Below are 16,887 nucleotides of genomic sequence, written 5' to 3'. Positions count from 1 at the left end.
ATTTCTTCCATGCCTCTTTTGTCTGTTTCCTCATATCCCTTATTATATCATCAAATCTTTATTTTGGACACTCCCTTTGCCGGGCCCCTGCTTATCGTTGTTGTAGGATTCCACTATGTTTGCCAAACTTACATCCGCCGCTTCGGGGAATGCGGGAGGACCTTGCGGAGCGCCGCTCCCTTCGCTATAATAGAGAAGATCTCACTGAAAGGAGCACCCAGTCATGCAGACCGTAGGCCGTTTCGCCCCCTCGCCCAGCGGGCGCATCCATCTTGGAAATATCCTCTGCTGCCTGCTGGCCTGGCTCAGCGCCCGGCAGAAGGGCGGCAGGGTGGTCCTGCGCATCGAGGACCTGGACACCGCCCGCTGCCCCCGCCGCTACGCGGACCAGATGGAGGAGGACCTCCGGTGGCTGGGACTGGATTGGGACGAAGGCCCCTCCGTGGGCGGGCCGGACGGCCCCTATTACCAGAGCCAGCGGACGGCGCTGTATCAGGCGGCTCTGGAAAAGCTGGAGGCGCGGGGCCTGGTGTATCCTTGCTTCTGCACCCGGGCGGAGCTGCACGCCGCCAGTGCGCCCCACCGGGGGGACGGCCAGGTGGTCTATGCCGGGACCTGCCGGGGATTGACGGCGGCAGAGGCCGCGGAAAGGGCGAAACGGCGCGCCCCGGCCCTGCGGCTGGTGACGCCGGATGCGGCCTGGGGCTTCACGGACGGCCACATGGGGCCGTATGCGGAGAATCTGGCCCGGGACTGCGGAGATTTCCTGCTGCGCCGGTCCGACGGGATGTTCGCCTATCAGCTGGCTGTGGTGGTGGATGACGCTGCCATGGGCGTGACGGAGGTGGTCCGGGGAGCGGACCTGCTGGACTCCACCCCCCGGCAGCTCTACCTGTACCGGCTGCTGGGGCTGACTGCCCCGGCGTTTATCCACTTTCCGTTGCTGCTGGCCCCGGACGGGCGGCGGCTGTCCAAACGGGACGCCGACGCGGGGCTGGACAGCCTGCGGGACCGGCTGACCGCGGCGGAGGTCTTGGGCAGGCTGGCGTATCTGGCGGGCTTCAATCCCGCGGCGGAGCCAAGGACCGCCGAAGCCCTGCTGGCGGATTTCCGCTGGGACAGAGTGCCAAAAGAGGATATCCGCATCCCGGCGGGACTGTTTGCATAGACAAAGGAACAGAGACAAAGCCACGGACCGGCGGTCCGTGGCTTCGTTTTATAATCAAATCACTGTGCGCTTTACGCACAGCGGGCATCGCCAGCTTGAAAAATCCCATGCGATTTTTCAAATTAATTGACTATACTCTGTCATTTTGATATCCGGGATGGCGACCTCCGGCATCAGGTCCCGGCTGACGATGGTCAGCATCTCCTCCAGCTTGGCGCATTCCTCCGTCGAAAAGCGCCGGGCAATGCGCTCCATGACCTCCACCATGTACGAGGTGGAGATATTGTAGTAGTCGATATATTTCTGCGTGACCTCCAGGTGGTATTCCCGGCGGTCGGAGGGGGACTGGACCTTGCGGATATAGCCCTTTTTCACCAGGCTGTTGACCTTATAGGCCGCGTTGGGCGGGGAGATGCGCATGAAGGTGGCGAACTCGTTCACCGTGGGGCTGCCCAGGGCCTGGATGGTCTCCACGCAGAAGGTCTCCACCGTGGTCAAGCTGGCTTCCCGGCTCTGGAAGCGCTGGAAGATCTCCTGGTAGAAGTGCAGTTTGAATTTGGTGTATACATTAAAGAATGCGTATTTCAGCATACCGGCCGCCCGCTTTCCCACAGTGTTGTTGTCTCGTTTTCATATAGTATAGCAATTCTGCGGAAAAACGGCAACAGTTATTCTGCGCTGATGGCAAAAGTCAGCTCCGCGGTCACTGCCGGTTCGCCGTTCACCGCTGCCCGGCACTGTCCCACGCCCACGGGGCCCCGCTGCTTCGTCAGCACGCACTCCATCTCCACCACATCGCCGGGGACCACCTGCCGCTTGAAGCGGGCGTCATGCACCCGGCCCAGGAAGGCCAGCTTTCCCCGGTTTTCCGGCAGGGCCAGAATGGCCACGCCGCCCACCTGGGCCATGGCCTCAATGAGCAGGACCCCCGGCATCACATGCTTCTGGGGGAAGTGGCCCTGGAAAAACGGCTCGTTGGTGGTGACGCACTTGATGCCCCTGGCCCACTTGCCGGGCTCGCCGTCCACGATGCGGTCCACTAGGGCGAAGGGATAGCGGTGGGGCAGGATCTGCGCGATCTGATCGGAATCATACTGCATGCTCACGCCTCCCACCTCCTGAACAGAAGACTTCCGTTGTGCCCGCCGAAGCCCAGGGAGTTGGACAGGGCGTACCGGATATCGGCGGCGCGGCCTGTGTTGGGCACCACGTCCAGGTCGCAGTCCCCATCGGGGACACGGTAGTTGATGGTGGCGGGGATGAAGCCGTCCTTCAGCGCCAGAGCGGTGAAGAGCGCCTCCACCGCGCCGGCGGCCCCTAGCATATGGCCGGTCATGGATTTGGTGGAGCTGACGGCGAGCTTGTAGGCGTGCCCGCCGAACACCGCTTTTATGGCGGCGGTCTCCCCCGCGTCGTTCAGATGGGTGGAGGTGCCGTGGGCGTTGATATAGTCCACCTGGTCCGCCGCTGTACCGCCGTCCTTCAGCGCCAGGGCCATGGCCTTGGCGCCGCCGCTGCCGTCCGGCCGGGGGGCGGTCATGTGATAGGCGTCACAGGTGGCGCCGTAACCTAGGACCTCCGCGTAGATCTTGGCGTTCCGGGCCTGGGCGTGCTCCAGCTCCTCCAGCAGGAGCACGGCCGCCCCCTCTCCCAGAACGAACCCGCTCCGCTCCTTGTCAAAGGGGATGGAGGCCCGGGCGGGGTCGCCGGTCTGCGCCAGTGCCCGCATGGCGGTGAAGCCGCCGATGGCCAGGGGCGTCACCGCCGCCTCCGTGCCGCCGCAGAGCATGGCGTCGGCATAGCCGTCCCGGATGCAGCGGAAGGCGTCGCCCACGGCGTAGGTGCCGCCGGCGCAGGCGGCGACGGGACAGGTGCACAGGCCCTGAAAGCGGGTGGAGATCGCCACCTGTCCCGCGGCCATGTTGCTGATGCCGGTGGGAATGTAGAAGGGGGACACCTTGTCCCAGCCCCGGGCCAGGCCCCGGTCGTGCTCTGCCTCGGTGATGCTGAGACCGCCGATGCCGCTGGAGATGATGACGCCGCAGCGGTCCGGGTCCGCCTGTTCCATTTGAAATCCGGCGTCGGACAGGGCCTCCATGGCGGAGACCAGGGCCATCTGGGTGAAGCGGCCCATGTGCTTGGCCTCCTGCCGGGTCATATAGTTCTCGGGATCGAAGCCCTTGACCTCGGCGGCCAGATGGACCTTCATGCCGGCGGGGTCAAATTGGGTGATGGGCGCCACGCCGCACACGCCGTTTTTCACGGCCTGCCAGCTCTCCGGCGCGGTCAGGCCGATGGGGGTGACGGCCCCCAGGCCGGTGATGACGACTCTGCGTCGATTCATAGAGGTTTACCTCCTTGATGATATCGTCAATGAACTTGAAAAATCCCATGGGATTTTTCAAGCGGGCGATGCCCGCTGCGCGTAAAGCGCACAGTGATTGACTATGAAATGCAAATCAAGGCCGCGGACCGCGGCCTGTCACAGCGCACATGCGCTGTGACTCTTGAAAAGTGAATGTATCACTTTTCAAGTTATTTGATTATAGTGGAGGCACCCGCAGAGCGGCGCCCTCCTGTGGGTCTCACATGCTCATCCCGCCGTCCACAGCCAGCACCTGCCCTGTGATGTAGGCGGCTTCCCCGCTGGACAGGAAGGCCACGGCTTTTGCCACGTCCTCCGGTCCGCCCAGCCGTCCCATGGGGATGGCGGACAGAACGGCGGATCTGGCGGCCTCCGGCATGGCGGCGGTCATGTCCGTTCCGATGAAGCCGGGGGCTACGGCGTTTACCGTGACACCCCGGGAGGCCAACTCCTTTGCCAGGGATTTGGTCATGCCGATGACGCCCGCTTTGCTGGCGGCGTAGTTCACCTGCCCGGCGTTGCCCCGCAGGCCGACCACGCTGCTGATGTTCACGATGCGGCCGTACCGCTGCTTCATCATGACGCGGGCCACGGCCTTCATACACAGAAACGTGCCTTTTAAATTTGTGTTGATCACAGCGTCGAAGTCCTGTTCCTTCATGGTCATGAGCAGGCCGTCCCGGGTGATGCCGGCGTTGTTCACCAGAATGTCGATGCGGCCAAATTCCCGGAGAACGGTGTCCATCAGGTCCCTGACCTGCCCGCTGTCCGATATGTCGCACCGCACCGCCGCGGCATGGCCGCCGGATGATTCACAGGCGGATACGGTATCCAGGGCCGCCGCCTCGTTTCCCGCATAGCACAGCGCCACGTTGGCGCCGCCCCGGGCCAGCTCCAGGCAGACGGCCCGGCCAATGCCCCTGCTTCCGCCGGTGACGACGGCGGTCTTTCCAGCAAAATTCATCTGTCGTTCTCCTTTACGCGCTGCACCAGAGCCTCCACGTCCGCCGCGGTCTCCACCGGGCAGACGGACATCTCCGGCACTGTTTTCCGGACAAAGCCCGTCAGGGCCTTACCGGGACCGATCTCCACCATGGCGTCCACGCCCATGGCGGCCATGCGGCGGATGCTGTCCTCCATCAGCACGCTGCTCTGGACCTGCCGGACCAGCAGGTCCTGGATCGGGGTCCCCTCCGGCTTCCCATCTCCCAGGCAGTTGAAAATGACGGGGATATCCGGCTCGGCAAAATGGATGGAGCGAAAATAGTCCCGCAGGGCCTCTCCCGCCGGGGCCATCAGGGGCGTGTGGAAGGGGCCGCTGACCTTCAGGGGCAGGCACCGCCTGGCCCCCTGTTCCTTTGCCAGGGCGGCGGCCCTCTCCACGGCGGCTTTTTCGCCGCCGATGACCAGCTGTCCCGGACAGTTGTAGTTGGCAATGACCACGGTGCCCAACTCGGAGGCGCTGTCGCAGGCCGCCTGCAGGATCTCACGTTCCAGGCCCAGCACCGCCATCATGGCGGATTCGCGGCCTTCCGCGGCCGCCTCCATGGCCCGGCCCCGGAAGGCCGCCAGCTTGACAGCGGCGGAGGCGTCGAACACCCCGGCGGCGTGGAGGGCGGAATACTCGCCCAAGGACAGGCCCGCGGCGGCAGCGGGCACGACGCCCTGCTCCCGCAGCACCGCGGTCAGTCCGGCGGCGAAGGCCACCATGCAGGGCTGGGTGTACTGGGTCTGGTCCAGTTTCTTCTCCGGGTCTGCGAAGCAGGTCTGCTTCAAATCAAAATCCACATCCCCGTCCGCGCGGTCAAAAATTGCTCGAAATGTGGGAAATGCCTCATATAGATCGGCGCCCATGCCCGGGTGCTGGCTGCCCTGTCCGGCGTATAAAAAACCGAGCTTCATCCGGTAAGCCTCCATTCGTTCATGATCTGGTCCATCTGCGCCTTCACCGTGGAAAGGGTGTCCATGCCGCCGCAGGCGGCCACGGCGCCCGCCAGACGGTCCAGGCTGACGCCCACGCCCATGCCGCCCTGCAAAATGGGGAGGGGCAGCGTTTTCCCCGGATCGTCACAGCCATTCTCTGCCCGCCGCCTCCAGAACGGCGCGGCTCTGGCTGTACAGCTCCTCGAAGATCTGCCGCAGGGGCTTGATCTCGCGAAGCATACCGGCCACCTGGCCCGCCATGATGCTGCCGCGGTCCATGTCGCCGTCGAACACCGCCCGGCGCAGGCCACCCAGGGTGACGGCCTCCAGCTCCTCCAACGTGGCGCCCCGCTTTTCCAGGGCCAGGTATTCCCGGGCCATCTTGTTTTTCAGCACCCGGACGGGGCCGCCGATGGAGCGGCCTGTTACGGTGGTGTCGCTGTCCTTGGCCTTTAACAGGGCTTGTTTGTAGTTCTCGTGAATGGGGCACTCCCGGCTCACCAGCAGGCAGGTGCCAACCTGTGCGCCGCAGGCCCCCAGGGCAAAGGCCGCGGCCAGCTGCCGCCCGTCGGCGATGCCGCCGGCGGCGATCACGGGCACATCCACCGCGTCGATGACCTGGGGCACCAGGGCCATGGTGGTCATCTCCCCCACATGGCCGCCAGACTCCGTGCCCTCGGCGATGATAGCGTCGGCTCCGGCGCGCACCAGCCGCTTTGCCAGGATGGAGGCCGCCACCACCGGCAGGACCTTGATGCCCGCCTCTTTCCAGGCGGGGATGTATTTGCCGGGACTGCCCGCCCCGGTGGTGACCACCTGGACGCCCTCTTCCATGATGATCCGGGCCATCTCGTCGGCGCAGGGATTCATCAGCATCAGATTGACGCCGAAGGGCCTGTCGGTCAGGCTTTTGCAGATGTGGATCTGCTGGCGCAGGAGGTCGGCTTTCAGCATCCCGCCGGTGGCGATGACGCCCAGCGCCCCCGCATTAGAGCAGGCGGCGGCGAATTCGCCGGTGGCGATGTTGGCCATGCCGCCCTGGATGAAGGGAAATTCAGTGCCTAAGATCTCGTTTAGTTTTTTCATAAGCTGCTCCTTGTTCTGCGCCGGGCGGCATGGACCGCCCCAAAGGGGCGGCGCCGGGAGTCCGGCGTGCAAGTGTTTTTGCAAAAGGCAAAAACCTTGAAATGGGCGGGCTTTGCCTGCCCATTTGAGTGAAATGCGGGGTCCCCGCAAAATCGTCAGATTTTGTGGGGCGCTCAGGCGGCGGCGAATTCGCCGGTGGCGATGTTGGCCATGCCGCCCTGAATGAAGGGAAATTCGGTGCCTAAGATCTCGTTTAGTTTTTTCATAAGCTGCTCCTTGTTTTGTGCCGGGCGGCATGGACCGCCCCAAAGGGGCGGCGCCGGGAGTCCGGCGTACAAGTGTTTTTGCCGAAGGCAAAAACCTTGAAATGGGCGGGCTTTGCCTGCCCATTTGAGTGAAATGCGGGGTCCCCGCAAAATCGCCAGATTTTGTGGGGCGCTCAGGCGGCGGCGAATTCGCCGGTGGCAATGTTGGCTATGCCGCCCTGGATGAAGGGAAATTCGGTGCCTAGGATCTCGTTCAACTTTTTCATAGATTGCTCCTTGTTCTGTGCCGGGCGGCGCCGGACTTCTTACGCGAATTCCACCAGCGCGCCGCCCCAGGTGAGGCCGCCGCCAAAGCCCACCGCCAGTATGCGGGAGCCTGGGCCGATCCTGCCCAGGTCCTGCAGCTCACTGAGGACCAGCGGGATGCTGGCGGCGGAGGTGTTGCCGTACTCGGCGATGTTTTTATAATATTTCTCCGGGGGGATGCGGTATTTCCGCACCACCAGGTCGATAATGCGGGCGTTGGCCTGGTGAAAGACGAAAAAATCCACGTCATCCACCGTTATGCCCGCTTTTTGCAGGACCCAGTCCATGCACCAGGGCACGATCTCCACGGCGAATTTGAATACCTTGGTGCCCTCCATGGAGATAAAATTCCGTGGGCCGGTCTCCACACCGGGGACCCGCAGCAGTTCGTCGTCTCCCCGGGTACCCAGCACGGCGCCGATAGAGGGCCAACCCGCCCGGCACTCCACCACGGCGGCGCCCGCGCCGTCTCCGAAGAGGATGCAGGTGCTCCGGTCCTCCCAGTTAATGAGGCGGCTCAGGACCTCGCAGCCCACCACCAGGCCGAATTTCCGGGGCGAGGCATTCAACAGGCACTCCATGGTGTGGAGAGCGAAGAGAAAGCCGGTGCAGGCGGCGTTCAGATCAAAGCAGGGGATGTCCGTGGGCAGGCCCAGCTCCCGCTGGAGCAGACAGGCGGCGGAGGGGACAAGGGTGTTCGACGTAACCGTGGCCACGATGCAGGCGCCGATCTGGTCCGGCGTCACACCGGACCGGGCCAGAGCCGCCCGGGCGGCATCGGCGCACAGGCTGGTGTGAGTCTCCGCAGTGCAGTGGCGGCGGCGCTGGATGCCGGTGCGGCTGGTGATCCATTCGTCGCTGGTATCCACGATCTCCGCAAGGCTTTGATTGGTGACAATCTTTTCCGGAACACAGCGGCCCATGCCCTTGAGTTTGATCCCGTTCATAGCTCCTCCTTCTGTCCGCTCTGGATGGGAGCGCCCATCCGCCGGAATTTCTGATACCGGGCCGCGGCCAGGGTCGCGCCGCTCTCCTTGGACAGCTCCGCCAGATGGCGGTACAGGCAGCGGTCCACCGTCCGCATAGCGGCGGTTGGGGCCGTGTGGGCGCCGCCCGCCGGTTCTGGGATGACGCCGTCGATGACCTGCATCCGCAGCAGGTCCGGGGCCGTCAGATGCATCAGTTCACAGGCCTCCCCGTGCCGGGCCGCATCCTTCCACAGGATGGACGCGAACCCCTCCGGGGAGAGGATGGCGTACACCGCGTTTTCCAGCATCAGCACCCGGTCGGCCACGGCCAGGGCCAGCGCGCCGCCGCTGTTGCCCTCGCCTGTGATGACGGCGATGACGGGGACTGTCAGACGGCTCATCTCCATCAGGTTCCGGGCGATGGCCTCCCCCTGGCCCCGCTCCTCGGCCCCCAGGCCGGGATAGGCGCCGGAGGTGTCGATGAAGGTGATGACGGGACGGCGGAATTTCTCCGCCTGCCGCATCAGCCGCAGGGCTTTGCGGTAGCCCTCCGGGTTGGGCATCCCAAAATTGCATTGGAGATTCTCCTCCAGGGTCTTTCCCTTGCGGGTGCCGACGATTGTGACAGGACGGCCGTGATACAGGGCGATGCCGCCCAGAACGGCGGGGTCCTCGCCGCAGAGGCGGTCGCCCCTCTGTTCGAAAAAGTCCGTAAACAGGGCCTGGATATAGTCCGTGATATGGGGCCGCTGGGGATGCCGGGCGATGGCTACCCGTTCCGCGGCAGTCCGTATGTTCATGAGAGGCCTCCTCTCTGGTGCAGCCGCAGCAGCTGGGACAGGGTGTCCCGCATCTCGGTCCGGGGCACCACGGCATCCACAAAGCCGTGCTTTTCCTGAAACTCCGCCCGCTGAAAGCCCTCCGGCAGGGTCTGGCCGATGGTCTGCTGGATGACGCGGGGACCGGCAAAGCCGATAAGAGCGCCTGGCTCCGCCAGAATGATATCCCCCAGGGACGCGAAGCTGGCGGTGACGCCGCCGGTGGTGGGTTCTGTCAGGACGGAGATATACAGCAGGCCCTTTGCGGAAAACCGGGCCAGGGCGGCGCTGGTCTTCGCCATCTGCATCAGGGACAAAATGCCCTCCTGCATCCGGGCGCCGCCGCTGGCGGCAAAGAGGACCAGGGGCAGCTTGTTCTTTGCTGCATACTCGATGGCCAGGGTGATCTTCTCACCCACGGCGGCGCTCATGCTGCCCATCAGAAACCGGCTGTCCAGCACGCCCACCACACATTTGCAGCCGCCGATGGCCCCGGCGGCGGTGATGGCGGCCTCGGTGAGACCAGTCTTGCGCTGGGCGGCGGAGAGCTTTTCCCGGTAGCCGGGAAAGGACAGGGGATCTCCGGCTGGCAGCTTTTCATGCAGCTCCCGGAAGGAGCCGGGGTCCAGGATGGTACTCAGCCGGTAATAGGCGCCGATGGGGAAGTGGTATCCGCATTTGGGACAGACGGACAGGCCCTGGGCCACTGCCTTCCGCTCGCTCTCCTGGCCGCAATGGGGACAGGAGACCAGCCTGCCGCTGGGGACATAGTTGTCCCGGATGGCTTTCATGGCCAGGAGCCGCGCCCGGCGCTTGGCAAAAATACTGTTCATGGGTTGCCCTCCTTTTCCCGGATCCGGCGGCTGAAATCCAGCAGATCCGGCAGGCTCTCGTCCAGAAAGGCCGTGGTGCAGCCGCCCCGGACAAAAGTGGGGTGGTACAGGATCTGATAGCTCAGCTCCGCATTGGTGGGGAAGCCCTCCAGGGTGAACTCCTCCAGGCAGCGGCGCATTTTGCGGATGGCCTCCAGCCGGGTGGGGGCGTGGACCAGCAGCTTGGCCGCCAGGGAGTCGTAATAGGGGGGCAGCGTGCATCCATTGTACAGACAGGAGTCCACCCGGACCCCGGCGCCGCCGGGAAGGTGGAGAAATTCCACCCTGCCGGGGCAGGGGCGGAAGTCCTGCGCCGGGTCCTCCGCGTTGACGCGGCACTCCATGGCGTGGCCCTCCAGATGGATATCCTCCTGGGCGATGTCCAGCGGCAGGCCGGAGGCGATGCGCAGCTGCTGGCGCACCAGGTCCACGCCGGTCACCAGCTCGGTGACGCCGTGCTCCACCTGGATGCGGGTGTTCATCTCCATGAAGTAAAAGTGCTCTCCGCCGGCGTCCAGCAGAAACTCCACCGTGCCCGCGCCCTCATAACCCACGGCGCCGGCCGCCCGGACGGCGGCCGCCCCCATCCGGGCGCGCAGGTCCGGCGTCAGGCACCGGGCGGGAGCCTCTTCCATGAGCTTTTGATTCCGACGCTGAACAGAGCAGTCCCGGTCTCCCAGGTGGATCACATGGCCCTGGCGGTCCGCCAGGATCTGAAACTCGATGTGCCGGGGCCGCAGGACCAGCTTTTCCAGATACATCTCGTCCTTGCCGAAGCAGGCCTTGGCCTCGGCCTTTGCCTCGGAAAACGCGGCGGGAAGGGCCTCCGGACCGTCACAGCGGCGGATGCCCCGGCCGCCGCCCCCGGCGCTGGATTTCAGCAGGACCGGCCAGCCCACGGCATCGGCGGCGGCCAATGCATCCTCCACGGAGGACACGGGGCCGCCGGAGCCGGGAGTCACGGGCACACCCGCCGCCCGCATGATCTCCCGGGCGGTGGATTTGGAACCGGCTTTCCGGATGGTTCCCCCGGAGGGGCCGATAAAGGTCAGCCCCTCTGCGGCGCAGGCGTCGGCAAAGTCCGGATTTTCCGACAAAAATCCGTAGCCGGGATGAACGCCGTCGCAGCCGGTGGCCTTGGCCACGGTCAGCAGGGCGTCCTGGTTCAGATAGCTGCCTGAGGCCCGGGCAGGTCCGATGCATACCGCCTGTGTCGCCAGTTGGACATGCAGGGCTTCTTCGTCCGCTTCGGAGTAGACAGCCACCGTCTCGATATCCAATTCCCGGCAGGCCCGCAGGATGCGCAGGGCGATCTCGCCCCGGTTGGCGATCAGGACCCGCTTCAGCATGGTTTGTAACGCAGGAGCGGCTCCCCGAAGGCCACCAGGTCGCCGCTGCTTTTCAGCACCGCCTCGATCACACCGTCACAGGGGGCGGGGACCTCGCTCATCATCTTCATGGCTTCGATCAGGCAGACGGTCTGCCCCTTTTTTACGTGGTCGCCCACCGCCGCAAAGGGCGCTTGGTCCGGCGCGGGAGCGGCGTAAAAGGTGCCCACCAGCGGCGCCTTGACGGAGAATTCCTCTGAGACGGGCGCGGGGACGGGAGCGGATGGGGCTGCGGACACAGGGGCTGCGGCAGGCGTGCCGCCCCTGGTCAGCTCTATGGAAAGCTCCTGGGTGGACAGCTTCATACTCTGGAGGGTGCTGGCCTCAAAGCGGTCCATCAGGGAAAAGATCTCTTGATTGGTCATGGTGCGTCCTTTCTCCACGGAAAGTCAGCCCGCCGGAGGGGGCTCCGGCGGGGAGAACGTCAGTTCTTGCGGCTGTTCAGGTAGGCCATGATATCGCCCACCGTCTTGAAGGTGGACAGGGCCTCGTCCTCAATGGAGATGCCGGCGGCCTCTTCCAGGGCCATGGTCAGCTCCACGGAGGCCAGGGAGTCGGCACCCAGATCGCCGGCCAGAGAGGCCTCCATGGTGACCTGCTCCGCGTCACAGCCCAGTGTTTCCACGATCACATCGCGCACTTTCTCAAATTCCATATCGGTTGCTCCTTGTATGTCGAAATTTAAATTATTTTAATTAAAAAGATTTAAATAAAATAATTGAATATATTCTATGCAGGCAGCCGCTGTTTGTCAAGAAAAATTTTCCGCGCATCGGAAAAGGCCGCCTGTACAGGCGGCCTTGGCGGGGAATCGCTTATCAATATAATCAAATCACTTGAAAAGTGGCAGATCCACTTTTCAAGTGATTTGATTATAGAAGTCCTTTCGGGCGTGGATGGAGGCGTACAGGCGCAGGCGGCCCTGGCGGGACACGGGGGATCAGGCCCTTCTCTCTTCAGATGTCCCCGGCATAGCAGGAAATGGGAGGGGAGAAACGTGAAAAGTGACCGGTGAAGCGGAAAAAAGTATTCCCTTTTTCAACCGCATCAAGTATAATCCTATACAGTACAGACATTCGGGCGTGCCGCGCCCGGATGGAATGAAGAGAAATCGAGGGCAGCAGCATGAGAATCATTATCGTAGGCGCCGGCAAAGTGGGCTCGGCGCTGACGCAGCAGCTTTCCGCAGAACATAAGGTCACGGTCATCGACCAGAATCCCCAGCTGATCGACAACATCATCAACATCTACGACGTGATGGGCGTCTGCGGCAACGGCGCCAGCTATGAGGTGCAGAAGGAGGCGGAGACCGGCAGGGCCGGCCTTTTGATCGCCACGACCTCCAGCGACGAGATCAATATCCTGGCGTGCCTGGTGGCCAAGAAGCTGGGCGTGGAACACACCATCGCCCGCATCCGCAATCCGGAGTATGAAAAACAGCTGCGGTTCATGCGGAACGAGCTGGGCCTGTCCATGTCCATCAACCCGGAGAAGGCCGCCGCCAGGGAGATCGCCCGCGTGCTGCGCTTCCCCGCCGCCATGAAGGTGGAATCCTTCTCCAAGGGGCGGCTGGAGCTGGTGGAATACCGCCTGCCGGAGGACTCGGCCCTCCATGGGATGCAGCTGTCCGACCTCTATAAGAATATCCGGGTCCGGGTGCTGATCTGCGCCGTTGCCCGGAAGGGGGAGACCATCATCCCCTCCGGCGACTTCACCCTGCGGTCCGGCGACAAGATCTATCTGACCTCCTCCTCGGACCAGCTGTCCCAGTTTTTCCGGTCCCTGGGCGTGTTCCGCGACCGTGCGTCCTCGGTCATGATCGTGGGCGCCAGCAAGATCTGCTATTATCTGGCGTCGGAGCTGCTGGAGATGGGGATGTCCGTCAAGATCATCGACCAGAGCGAGCAGCGCTGCATCCAGATGAGCGAGCGCCTGCCCGGGGCGCTGGTCATCGTGGGCGACGGAACAGACAGCGAGCTGCTCCACGAGGAGGGCATCGAGCAGACGGACGCCTTTGTGGCCATCACCGGCATCGACGAGGCCAATATTCTCATGTCCATGAGCGCCGCCAAGCAGGCGGAGAACTGCAAGGTGGTGGCGAAGATCAACCGGAAGTCCCTGGTGGACCTGGTGTCCAACGAGGGGATGATCGACAGCGTGGTATCCGCCCGGAGCGTGACCACGGAGCTGATCATCCAATATGTCCGGGCCATGGAGAGCGCCTCCGGCGCCAAGATCAAGACGCTCCACCGCCTGGTGGACGGCGCGGTGGAGGCCCTGGAGTTCGGCGTGACCGCGGATGTGCCCTTTATCGGGGTGCCGCTGAAGGACCTGAAGCTGAAAAGCGGCATTCTGCTGGCGGGCATCGTCCGGCAGAACGGCCGCATCGTGATCCCCTCCGGCAATGATGAGCTGTGCCTGCATGATGATGTGATCGTGGTGACCACGGACATGACGCTCCAGGACATCCACGATATTTTGGAGTAAAGGCGGCGGACGGATGAATTACCAAATGATCGGCTTTGTCATCGGCCGCATCCTGCTGACAGAGGCGGCGCTCCTGATGCTGCCTGCGGTGACGGCGCTGCTGTATGGAGAACCGCTTGCCCCGTTTCTGTTCCCGGCATTGGCACTGGTCCTGGCAGGACTGGCGCTCAGCGGGCGAAGGCCCAAGCGCACGGCCCTGTATGCTCGGGACGGCCTGGCGGTGGTGGCCCTGGCATGGATCGCTCTGTCCATCTTTGGCGCGCTGCCCTTTGTCATATCGGGGGATATCCCCCATTTTGTGGACGCGTTTTTTGAGACCGTGTCCGGCTTCACCACCACCGGCGCCAGCATCCTGACGGATGTGGAGAGCTTGAGCCGCGGCGGCCTGTTCTGGCGCAGCTTCACCCACTGGGTGGGCGGCATGGGCGTGTTGGTGTTCGTGATGGCCATCCTGCCCATGACCGACGGCCATGGGATGCACCTGATGCGGGCGGAGGTGCCCGGCCCCTCCGTGGGCAAGCTGGTCAGCCGCATGAGCGACAGCGCCAAGATCCTCTATGGCATCTACCTGGTCATGACCGTCCTTGAGATCCTGCTGCTGCTGGCGGGAAGGATGCCGCTGTTCGACGCCTGCGTCCACGCCTTCGGCTCGGCGGGCACCGGCGGCTTCAGCAGCCGCGCCCTCAGTGTCGGCGCCTATCAGAACGCCTATTATGACATTGTGATCGGGGTGTTCATGCTGCTGTTCGGCGTGAATTTCAACCTGTATTACTTCCTGCTGATCCGGCGGTTCCGGGAGGTGTTCCGGTCCGAGGAGCTGCGGGCATATCTCCTGATCGTGGCGGCAGCCGTGCTGGCCATCGCCGCGGACATTCTTCCCCTCTACGGCTCTGCCGCCACCAGCCTGCGCCACGCCTTTTTCCAGGTGTCCTCCATCATCACCACCACCGGATACAGCACGGTGGACTTCAACGCCTGGCCCACATTTTCCAAGGCCATTCTGGTGGTTTTGATGTTCGTCGGCGCCTGCGCCGGTTCCACCGGCGGCGGCATCAAGGTGTCCCGCATTTTGATCCTGGTCAAATCCTCCATCGCCGACATGCGGAAGATGCTGCATCCCAACGCGGTGACCACGGTCCGGCTGGAGGGGAAGCCCCTGACGGACAAAAATATCCGGGGCGCGCATGTCTATATCTCCGTGTATCTTCTGGTGTTTGTGGCGTCCTTCCTGCTGCTGTCCCTGGAGCAGTTCGACCTGATCACCACCTTCACCGCTCTGGCCGCCTGCATCAACAACATCGGCCCCGGCCTGGAGGTCGTGGGCCCCATGGGGAGCTTTGCCGCGTTTTCCCCGGCGTCCAAGCTGCTGCTGTCCTTCAACATGCTGGTGGGCCGCCTGGAGATCTTCCCCATGCTGCTGCTGTTCGCTCCCTCCATCTGGAAGCGCCGGCTGGTGTTTCGCAAGCCCACACTGTGATCATCCCAAGGAAAAAAGCGTGCGTTCCCTATAGGGGGCGCACGCTTTTTTGCCGTCCCTTCCGCCGGAGGGCGGATTTTTGGCTTGAAAGCGGGAGAACAATGTGATATTCTAACAAAGACCCCTGGTATAAACGGGGGCCTATTTGGCAAAAAAGGAGGAAAGGTACTTGGACGCTGACAATCGAAGTTTCCGAATAGACAGCGACATTTCCATACAGCGTCCGCGCGTCCCTTTCCGGACATAGGATGCTGAGAGGGGGCCTGCCCCTCTGTATGGGACTGCCGCCGCACAGGCGCCGCCTTTTTCAGGGGGCGCCGGTGCGGCTTTGTTTGTCTGTCCAGAGACTTCCTGCTTGAAAAAGGAGGTATCTGATGGAGAACAAGAAGGTGTTTTTCAACTGCGGGGAACTGCTTTGCGCAAAGCGCTTCCGGGAGCTGCGGGAGGCGCTGGCGGCGGAAAACGCGGTGGATGTGGCGGGCTTTTTGGAGGAGCTTCCCCAGGAGCAGGCGGTCCTGGCATTCCGGACCCTGCCCAAGGAGCAGGCCGCGGAGGTGTTTTCCAACCTGTTTCCCGAGGCCCAGCAGGTCATCGTGGAGTCCATCACGGACCAGGAGCTGTCGGAGATCGTGGAGGACCTGTTCGTGGACGACGCGGTGGATATGCTGGAGGAGCTGCCCGCCAATGTGGTCCGGCGGGTGCTGAAACAGGCCCGGCCGGAGACCCGGCGGCTGATCAACCAGTTTTTGCAGTATCCCGAGGGGGCCGTGGGCAGCATCATGACGGCGGAGTTCATCGACCTGAATAAAGCCGCCACCGCCGGCGAGGCCATCCGCCGGGTCCGCAAAATGGGGGCGGACTGCGAGGCCATCTACACCTGCTATGTCACGGATGGACAGCGGCGGCTGGAGGGAGTCGTGACCCTCCGGCAGCTGCTGCTAGCCGACGACGGACAGTGCATCGGGGACCTGATGGAGCCGGATGTGATCACCGCCCAGACCACGGACGACCAGGAGCTGGCCGTGAACCGGATGATGCGCTATGACTTTCTGACCCTGCCGGTGGTGGACCGGGAGGGCCGCCTGGTGGGCGTCGTCACGGTGGACGATGTGATGGACGTAATGGAGGAGGAGGCCACCGAGGACTTTGAGAAGATGGCGGCCATGGCGCCGTCGGAAAAGCCGTATTTGAAGACCGGCGTGTTCGCCCTGGCGAAAAACCGCATTTTGTGGCTGATGGTCCTGATGGTCTCCGGCATGATCACCGGGGGGATCCTGGGCCGGTACGAGGAGGCCTTCGCGGTGCTGCCGCTGCTGGTGACCTTTATCCCCATGCTGACGGATACCGGCGGAAACGCCGGCAGTCAGAGCAGTACGCTGGTCATCCGCGGCATGGCCGTGGGGGAGATCGCCCCGGCGGACTTTCCCAAGGTCGTCTGGAAGGAGCTGCGGGTCAGCGTCGTGGTGGGGGCCGCGCTGGCGGCGGTGAATTTTGCCCGCCTGGCATTGCAGTTCCCCGGCAGCGAAATGATCTCCCTGACGGTGACGCTGGCCCTCTTTGCCACCGTGGTCATCGCCAAGACTGTGGGAGGCTTGCTGCCCATGGCGGCAAGGCTCATCAAGGCGGACCCCGCCATCATGGCGGCACCGCTCATCACCACCATTGTTGACGCCCTGTCCCTGATGATCTATTTCAGCATCGCAAAGCAGCTGCTGCGAATCTGAATAAACGCGCAAAAAACGGCTTGCGGAAACAAGCCGTTT

At 63.5% G+C, this 16,887-nt stretch carries 17 protein-coding genes; 4 read left to right on the top strand and 13 right to left on the bottom strand.

Annotated features, from left to right (window positions below; genetic code table 11):
- The first annotated feature begins 223 nt into the window (after window positions 1-223).
- Entirely contained in the window at window positions 224-1,168 is a 945-nt protein-coding gene (gene gluQRS / locus Q0Z71_RS08660; protein ID WP_298020963.1) for a tRNA glutamyl-Q(34) synthetase GluQRS, read from the top strand.
- A gap of 117 nt (window positions 1,169-1,285) precedes the next feature.
- Here gluQRS and Q0Z71_RS08655 read toward each other — a convergent pair whose 3' ends face one another.
- The 13 genes from Q0Z71_RS08655 to acpP all read right to left on the bottom strand — a co-directional run bounded on the left by Q0Z71_RS08655 (window position 1,286) and on the right by acpP (window position 11,815).
- Window positions 1,286-1,759, bottom strand: a complete 474-nt coding sequence (locus Q0Z71_RS08655) for a MarR family winged helix-turn-helix transcriptional regulator (RefSeq protein ID WP_298020961.1) — start codon at window positions 1,757-1,759, stop codon at window positions 1,286-1,288.
- A gap of 77 nt (window positions 1,760-1,836) precedes the next feature.
- Complete coding sequence (fabZ, locus tag Q0Z71_RS08650; protein ID WP_298020981.1) at window positions 1,837-2,268, bottom strand: 3-hydroxyacyl-ACP dehydratase FabZ; 432 nt, start codon at window positions 2,266-2,268, stop codon at window positions 1,837-1,839.
- Between the two features lie 2 nt (window positions 2,269-2,270).
- Window positions 2,271-3,512 (bottom strand): beta-ketoacyl-ACP synthase II, encoded by a 1,242-nt coding sequence (gene fabF, locus Q0Z71_RS08645; RefSeq protein ID WP_298020959.1) that lies wholly within the window; start codon window positions 3,510-3,512, stop codon window positions 2,271-2,273.
- 241 nt (window positions 3,513-3,753) lie between these two features.
- Window positions 3,754-4,497 (bottom strand): 3-oxoacyl-[acyl-carrier-protein] reductase, encoded by a 744-nt coding sequence (fabG, locus tag Q0Z71_RS08640; protein ID WP_298020956.1) that lies wholly within the window; start codon window positions 4,495-4,497, stop codon window positions 3,754-3,756.
- Window positions 4,494-5,435 carry an ACP S-malonyltransferase gene (gene fabD / locus Q0Z71_RS08635; RefSeq protein ID WP_298020953.1) on the bottom strand — a complete coding sequence of 314 codons (942 nt, stop codon included), beginning with the start codon at window positions 5,433-5,435 and terminating at the stop codon, window positions 4,494-4,496. Before fabD ends, fabG begins: the two co-directional genes overlap by 4 nt.
- Entirely contained in the window at window positions 5,432-5,557 is a 126-nt protein-coding gene (locus Q0Z71_RS08630; RefSeq protein ID WP_298020949.1) for a hypothetical protein, read from the bottom strand. Before Q0Z71_RS08630 ends, fabD begins: the two co-directional genes overlap by 4 nt.
- Before the next feature lie 43 nt (window positions 5,558-5,600).
- Entirely contained in the window at window positions 5,601-6,542 is a 942-nt protein-coding gene (locus Q0Z71_RS08625) for a nitronate monooxygenase (RefSeq protein ID WP_298020945.1), read from the bottom strand.
- Between the two features lie 571 nt (window positions 6,543-7,113).
- Window positions 7,114-8,061: a beta-ketoacyl-ACP synthase 3 gene (locus tag Q0Z71_RS08620; RefSeq protein ID WP_298020942.1), complete on the bottom strand. Its 948-nt coding sequence runs from the start codon at window positions 8,059-8,061 to the stop codon at window positions 7,114-7,116.
- Window positions 8,058-8,882: an acetyl-CoA carboxylase carboxyltransferase subunit alpha gene (locus Q0Z71_RS08615; protein ID WP_298020939.1), complete on the bottom strand. Its 825-nt coding sequence runs from the start codon at window positions 8,880-8,882 to the stop codon at window positions 8,058-8,060. Before Q0Z71_RS08615 ends, Q0Z71_RS08620 begins: the two co-directional genes overlap by 4 nt.
- Window positions 8,879-9,733 (bottom strand): acetyl-CoA carboxylase, carboxyltransferase subunit beta, encoded by an 855-nt coding sequence (gene accD, locus Q0Z71_RS08610; RefSeq protein ID WP_298020934.1) that lies wholly within the window; start codon window positions 9,731-9,733, stop codon window positions 8,879-8,881. The genes Q0Z71_RS08615 and accD overlap by 4 nt, the downstream gene beginning before the upstream one ends.
- Window positions 9,730-11,121, bottom strand: coding sequence for an acetyl-CoA carboxylase biotin carboxylase subunit (accC, locus tag Q0Z71_RS08605; protein WP_298020931.1), 1,392 nt, complete (start codon window positions 11,119-11,121; stop codon window positions 9,730-9,732). The genes accD and accC overlap by 4 nt, the downstream gene beginning before the upstream one ends.
- The gene (locus tag Q0Z71_RS08600; RefSeq protein ID WP_298020927.1) at window positions 11,115-11,525 is read right to left on the bottom strand and encodes an acetyl-CoA carboxylase biotin carboxyl carrier protein subunit; all 411 of its coding nucleotides are present in this window, start codon (window positions 11,523-11,525) and stop codon (window positions 11,115-11,117) included. The genes accC and Q0Z71_RS08600 overlap by 7 nt, the downstream gene beginning before the upstream one ends.
- A 59-nt stretch (window positions 11,526-11,584) precedes the next feature.
- Window positions 11,585-11,815, bottom strand: coding sequence for an acyl carrier protein (gene acpP, locus Q0Z71_RS08595; protein ID WP_298020924.1), 231 nt, complete (start codon window positions 11,813-11,815; stop codon window positions 11,585-11,587).
- Between the two features lie 470 nt (window positions 11,816-12,285).
- On the opposite strand from acpP, the gene trkA reads away from it, so the two are divergent.
- The 3 genes from trkA to mgtE all read left to right on the top strand — a co-directional run bounded on the left by trkA (window position 12,286) and on the right by mgtE (window position 16,848).
- Window positions 12,286-13,647: a Trk system potassium transporter TrkA gene (trkA, locus tag Q0Z71_RS08590; RefSeq protein ID WP_298020921.1), complete on the top strand. Its 1,362-nt coding sequence runs from the start codon at window positions 12,286-12,288 to the stop codon at window positions 13,645-13,647.
- Between the two features lie 13 nt (window positions 13,648-13,660).
- Window positions 13,661-15,124 (top strand): TrkH family potassium uptake protein, encoded by a 1,464-nt coding sequence (locus tag Q0Z71_RS08585; RefSeq protein WP_298020918.1) that lies wholly within the window; start codon window positions 13,661-13,663, stop codon window positions 15,122-15,124.
- 374 nt (window positions 15,125-15,498) lie between these two features.
- Complete coding sequence (gene mgtE / locus Q0Z71_RS08580) at window positions 15,499-16,848, top strand: magnesium transporter (protein ID WP_298020915.1); 1,350 nt, start codon at window positions 15,499-15,501, stop codon at window positions 16,846-16,848.
- Window positions 16,849-16,887 lie beyond the last annotated feature (39 nt).

The sequence above is a fragment of the uncultured Dysosmobacter sp. genome, assembly GCF_947631635.1.
Classification (GTDB): Bacteria; Bacillota; Clostridia; order Oscillospirales; family Oscillospiraceae; genus Oscillibacter.
The sequence above is the reverse complement of the archived record's forward strand: the minus strand, read 5'-3'. Positions and strand labels throughout refer to the sequence as shown.

Bases quoted from the DNA above. Each gene is read 5' to 3' on its own strand.
- accC (WP_298020931.1), bottom strand. From the start codon at position 11,121: ATGCTGAAGCGGGTCCTGATCGCCAACCGGGGCGAGATCGCCCTGCGC.
- Q0Z71_RS08625 (WP_298020945.1), bottom strand. From the start codon at position 6,542: ATGAAAAAACTAAACGAGATCTTAGGCACTGAATTTCCCTTCATCCAG.
- accD (WP_298020934.1), bottom strand. From the start codon at position 9,733: ATGAACAGTATTTTTGCCAAGCGCCGGGCGCGGCTCCTGGCCATGAAA.
- fabZ (WP_298020981.1), bottom strand. From the start codon at position 2,268: ATGCAGTATGATTCCGATCAGATCGCGCAGATCCTGCCCCACCGCTAT.
- trkA (WP_298020921.1), top strand. From the start codon at position 12,286: ATGAGAATCATTATCGTAGGCGCCGGCAAAGTGGGCTCGGCGCTGACG.
- Q0Z71_RS08620 (WP_298020942.1), bottom strand. From the start codon at position 8,061: ATGAACGGGATCAAACTCAAGGGCATGGGCCGCTGTGTTCCGGAAAAG.
- fabF (WP_298020959.1), bottom strand. From the start codon at position 3,512: ATGAATCGACGCAGAGTCGTCATCACCGGCCTGGGGGCCGTCACCCCC.
- fabD (WP_298020953.1), bottom strand. From the start codon at position 5,435: ATGAAGCTCGGTTTTTTATACGCCGGACAGGGCAGCCAGCACCCGGGC.
- mgtE (WP_298020915.1), top strand. From the start codon at position 15,499: ATGGAGAACAAGAAGGTGTTTTTCAACTGCGGGGAACTGCTTTGCGCA.
- gluQRS (WP_298020963.1), top strand. From the start codon at position 224: ATGCAGACCGTAGGCCGTTTCGCCCCCTCGCCCAGCGGGCGCATCCAT.
- Q0Z71_RS08585 (WP_298020918.1), top strand. From the start codon at position 13,661: ATGAATTACCAAATGATCGGCTTTGTCATCGGCCGCATCCTGCTGACA.
- Q0Z71_RS08615 (WP_298020939.1), bottom strand. From the start codon at position 8,882: ATGAACATACGGACTGCCGCGGAACGGGTAGCCATCGCCCGGCATCCC.
- fabG (WP_298020956.1), bottom strand. From the start codon at position 4,497: ATGAATTTTGCTGGAAAGACCGCCGTCGTCACCGGCGGAAGCAGGGGC.
- Q0Z71_RS08600 (WP_298020927.1), bottom strand. From the start codon at position 11,525: ATGACCAATCAAGAGATCTTTTCCCTGATGGACCGCTTTGAGGCCAGC.
- Q0Z71_RS08655 (WP_298020961.1), bottom strand. From the start codon at position 1,759: ATGCTGAAATACGCATTCTTTAATGTATACACCAAATTCAAACTGCAC.
- acpP (WP_298020924.1), bottom strand. From the start codon at position 11,815: ATGGAATTTGAGAAAGTGCGCGATGTGATCGTGGAAACACTGGGCTGT.
- Q0Z71_RS08630 (WP_298020949.1), bottom strand. From the start codon at position 5,557: ATGGGCGTGGGCGTCAGCCTGGACCGTCTGGCGGGCGCCGTGGCCGCC.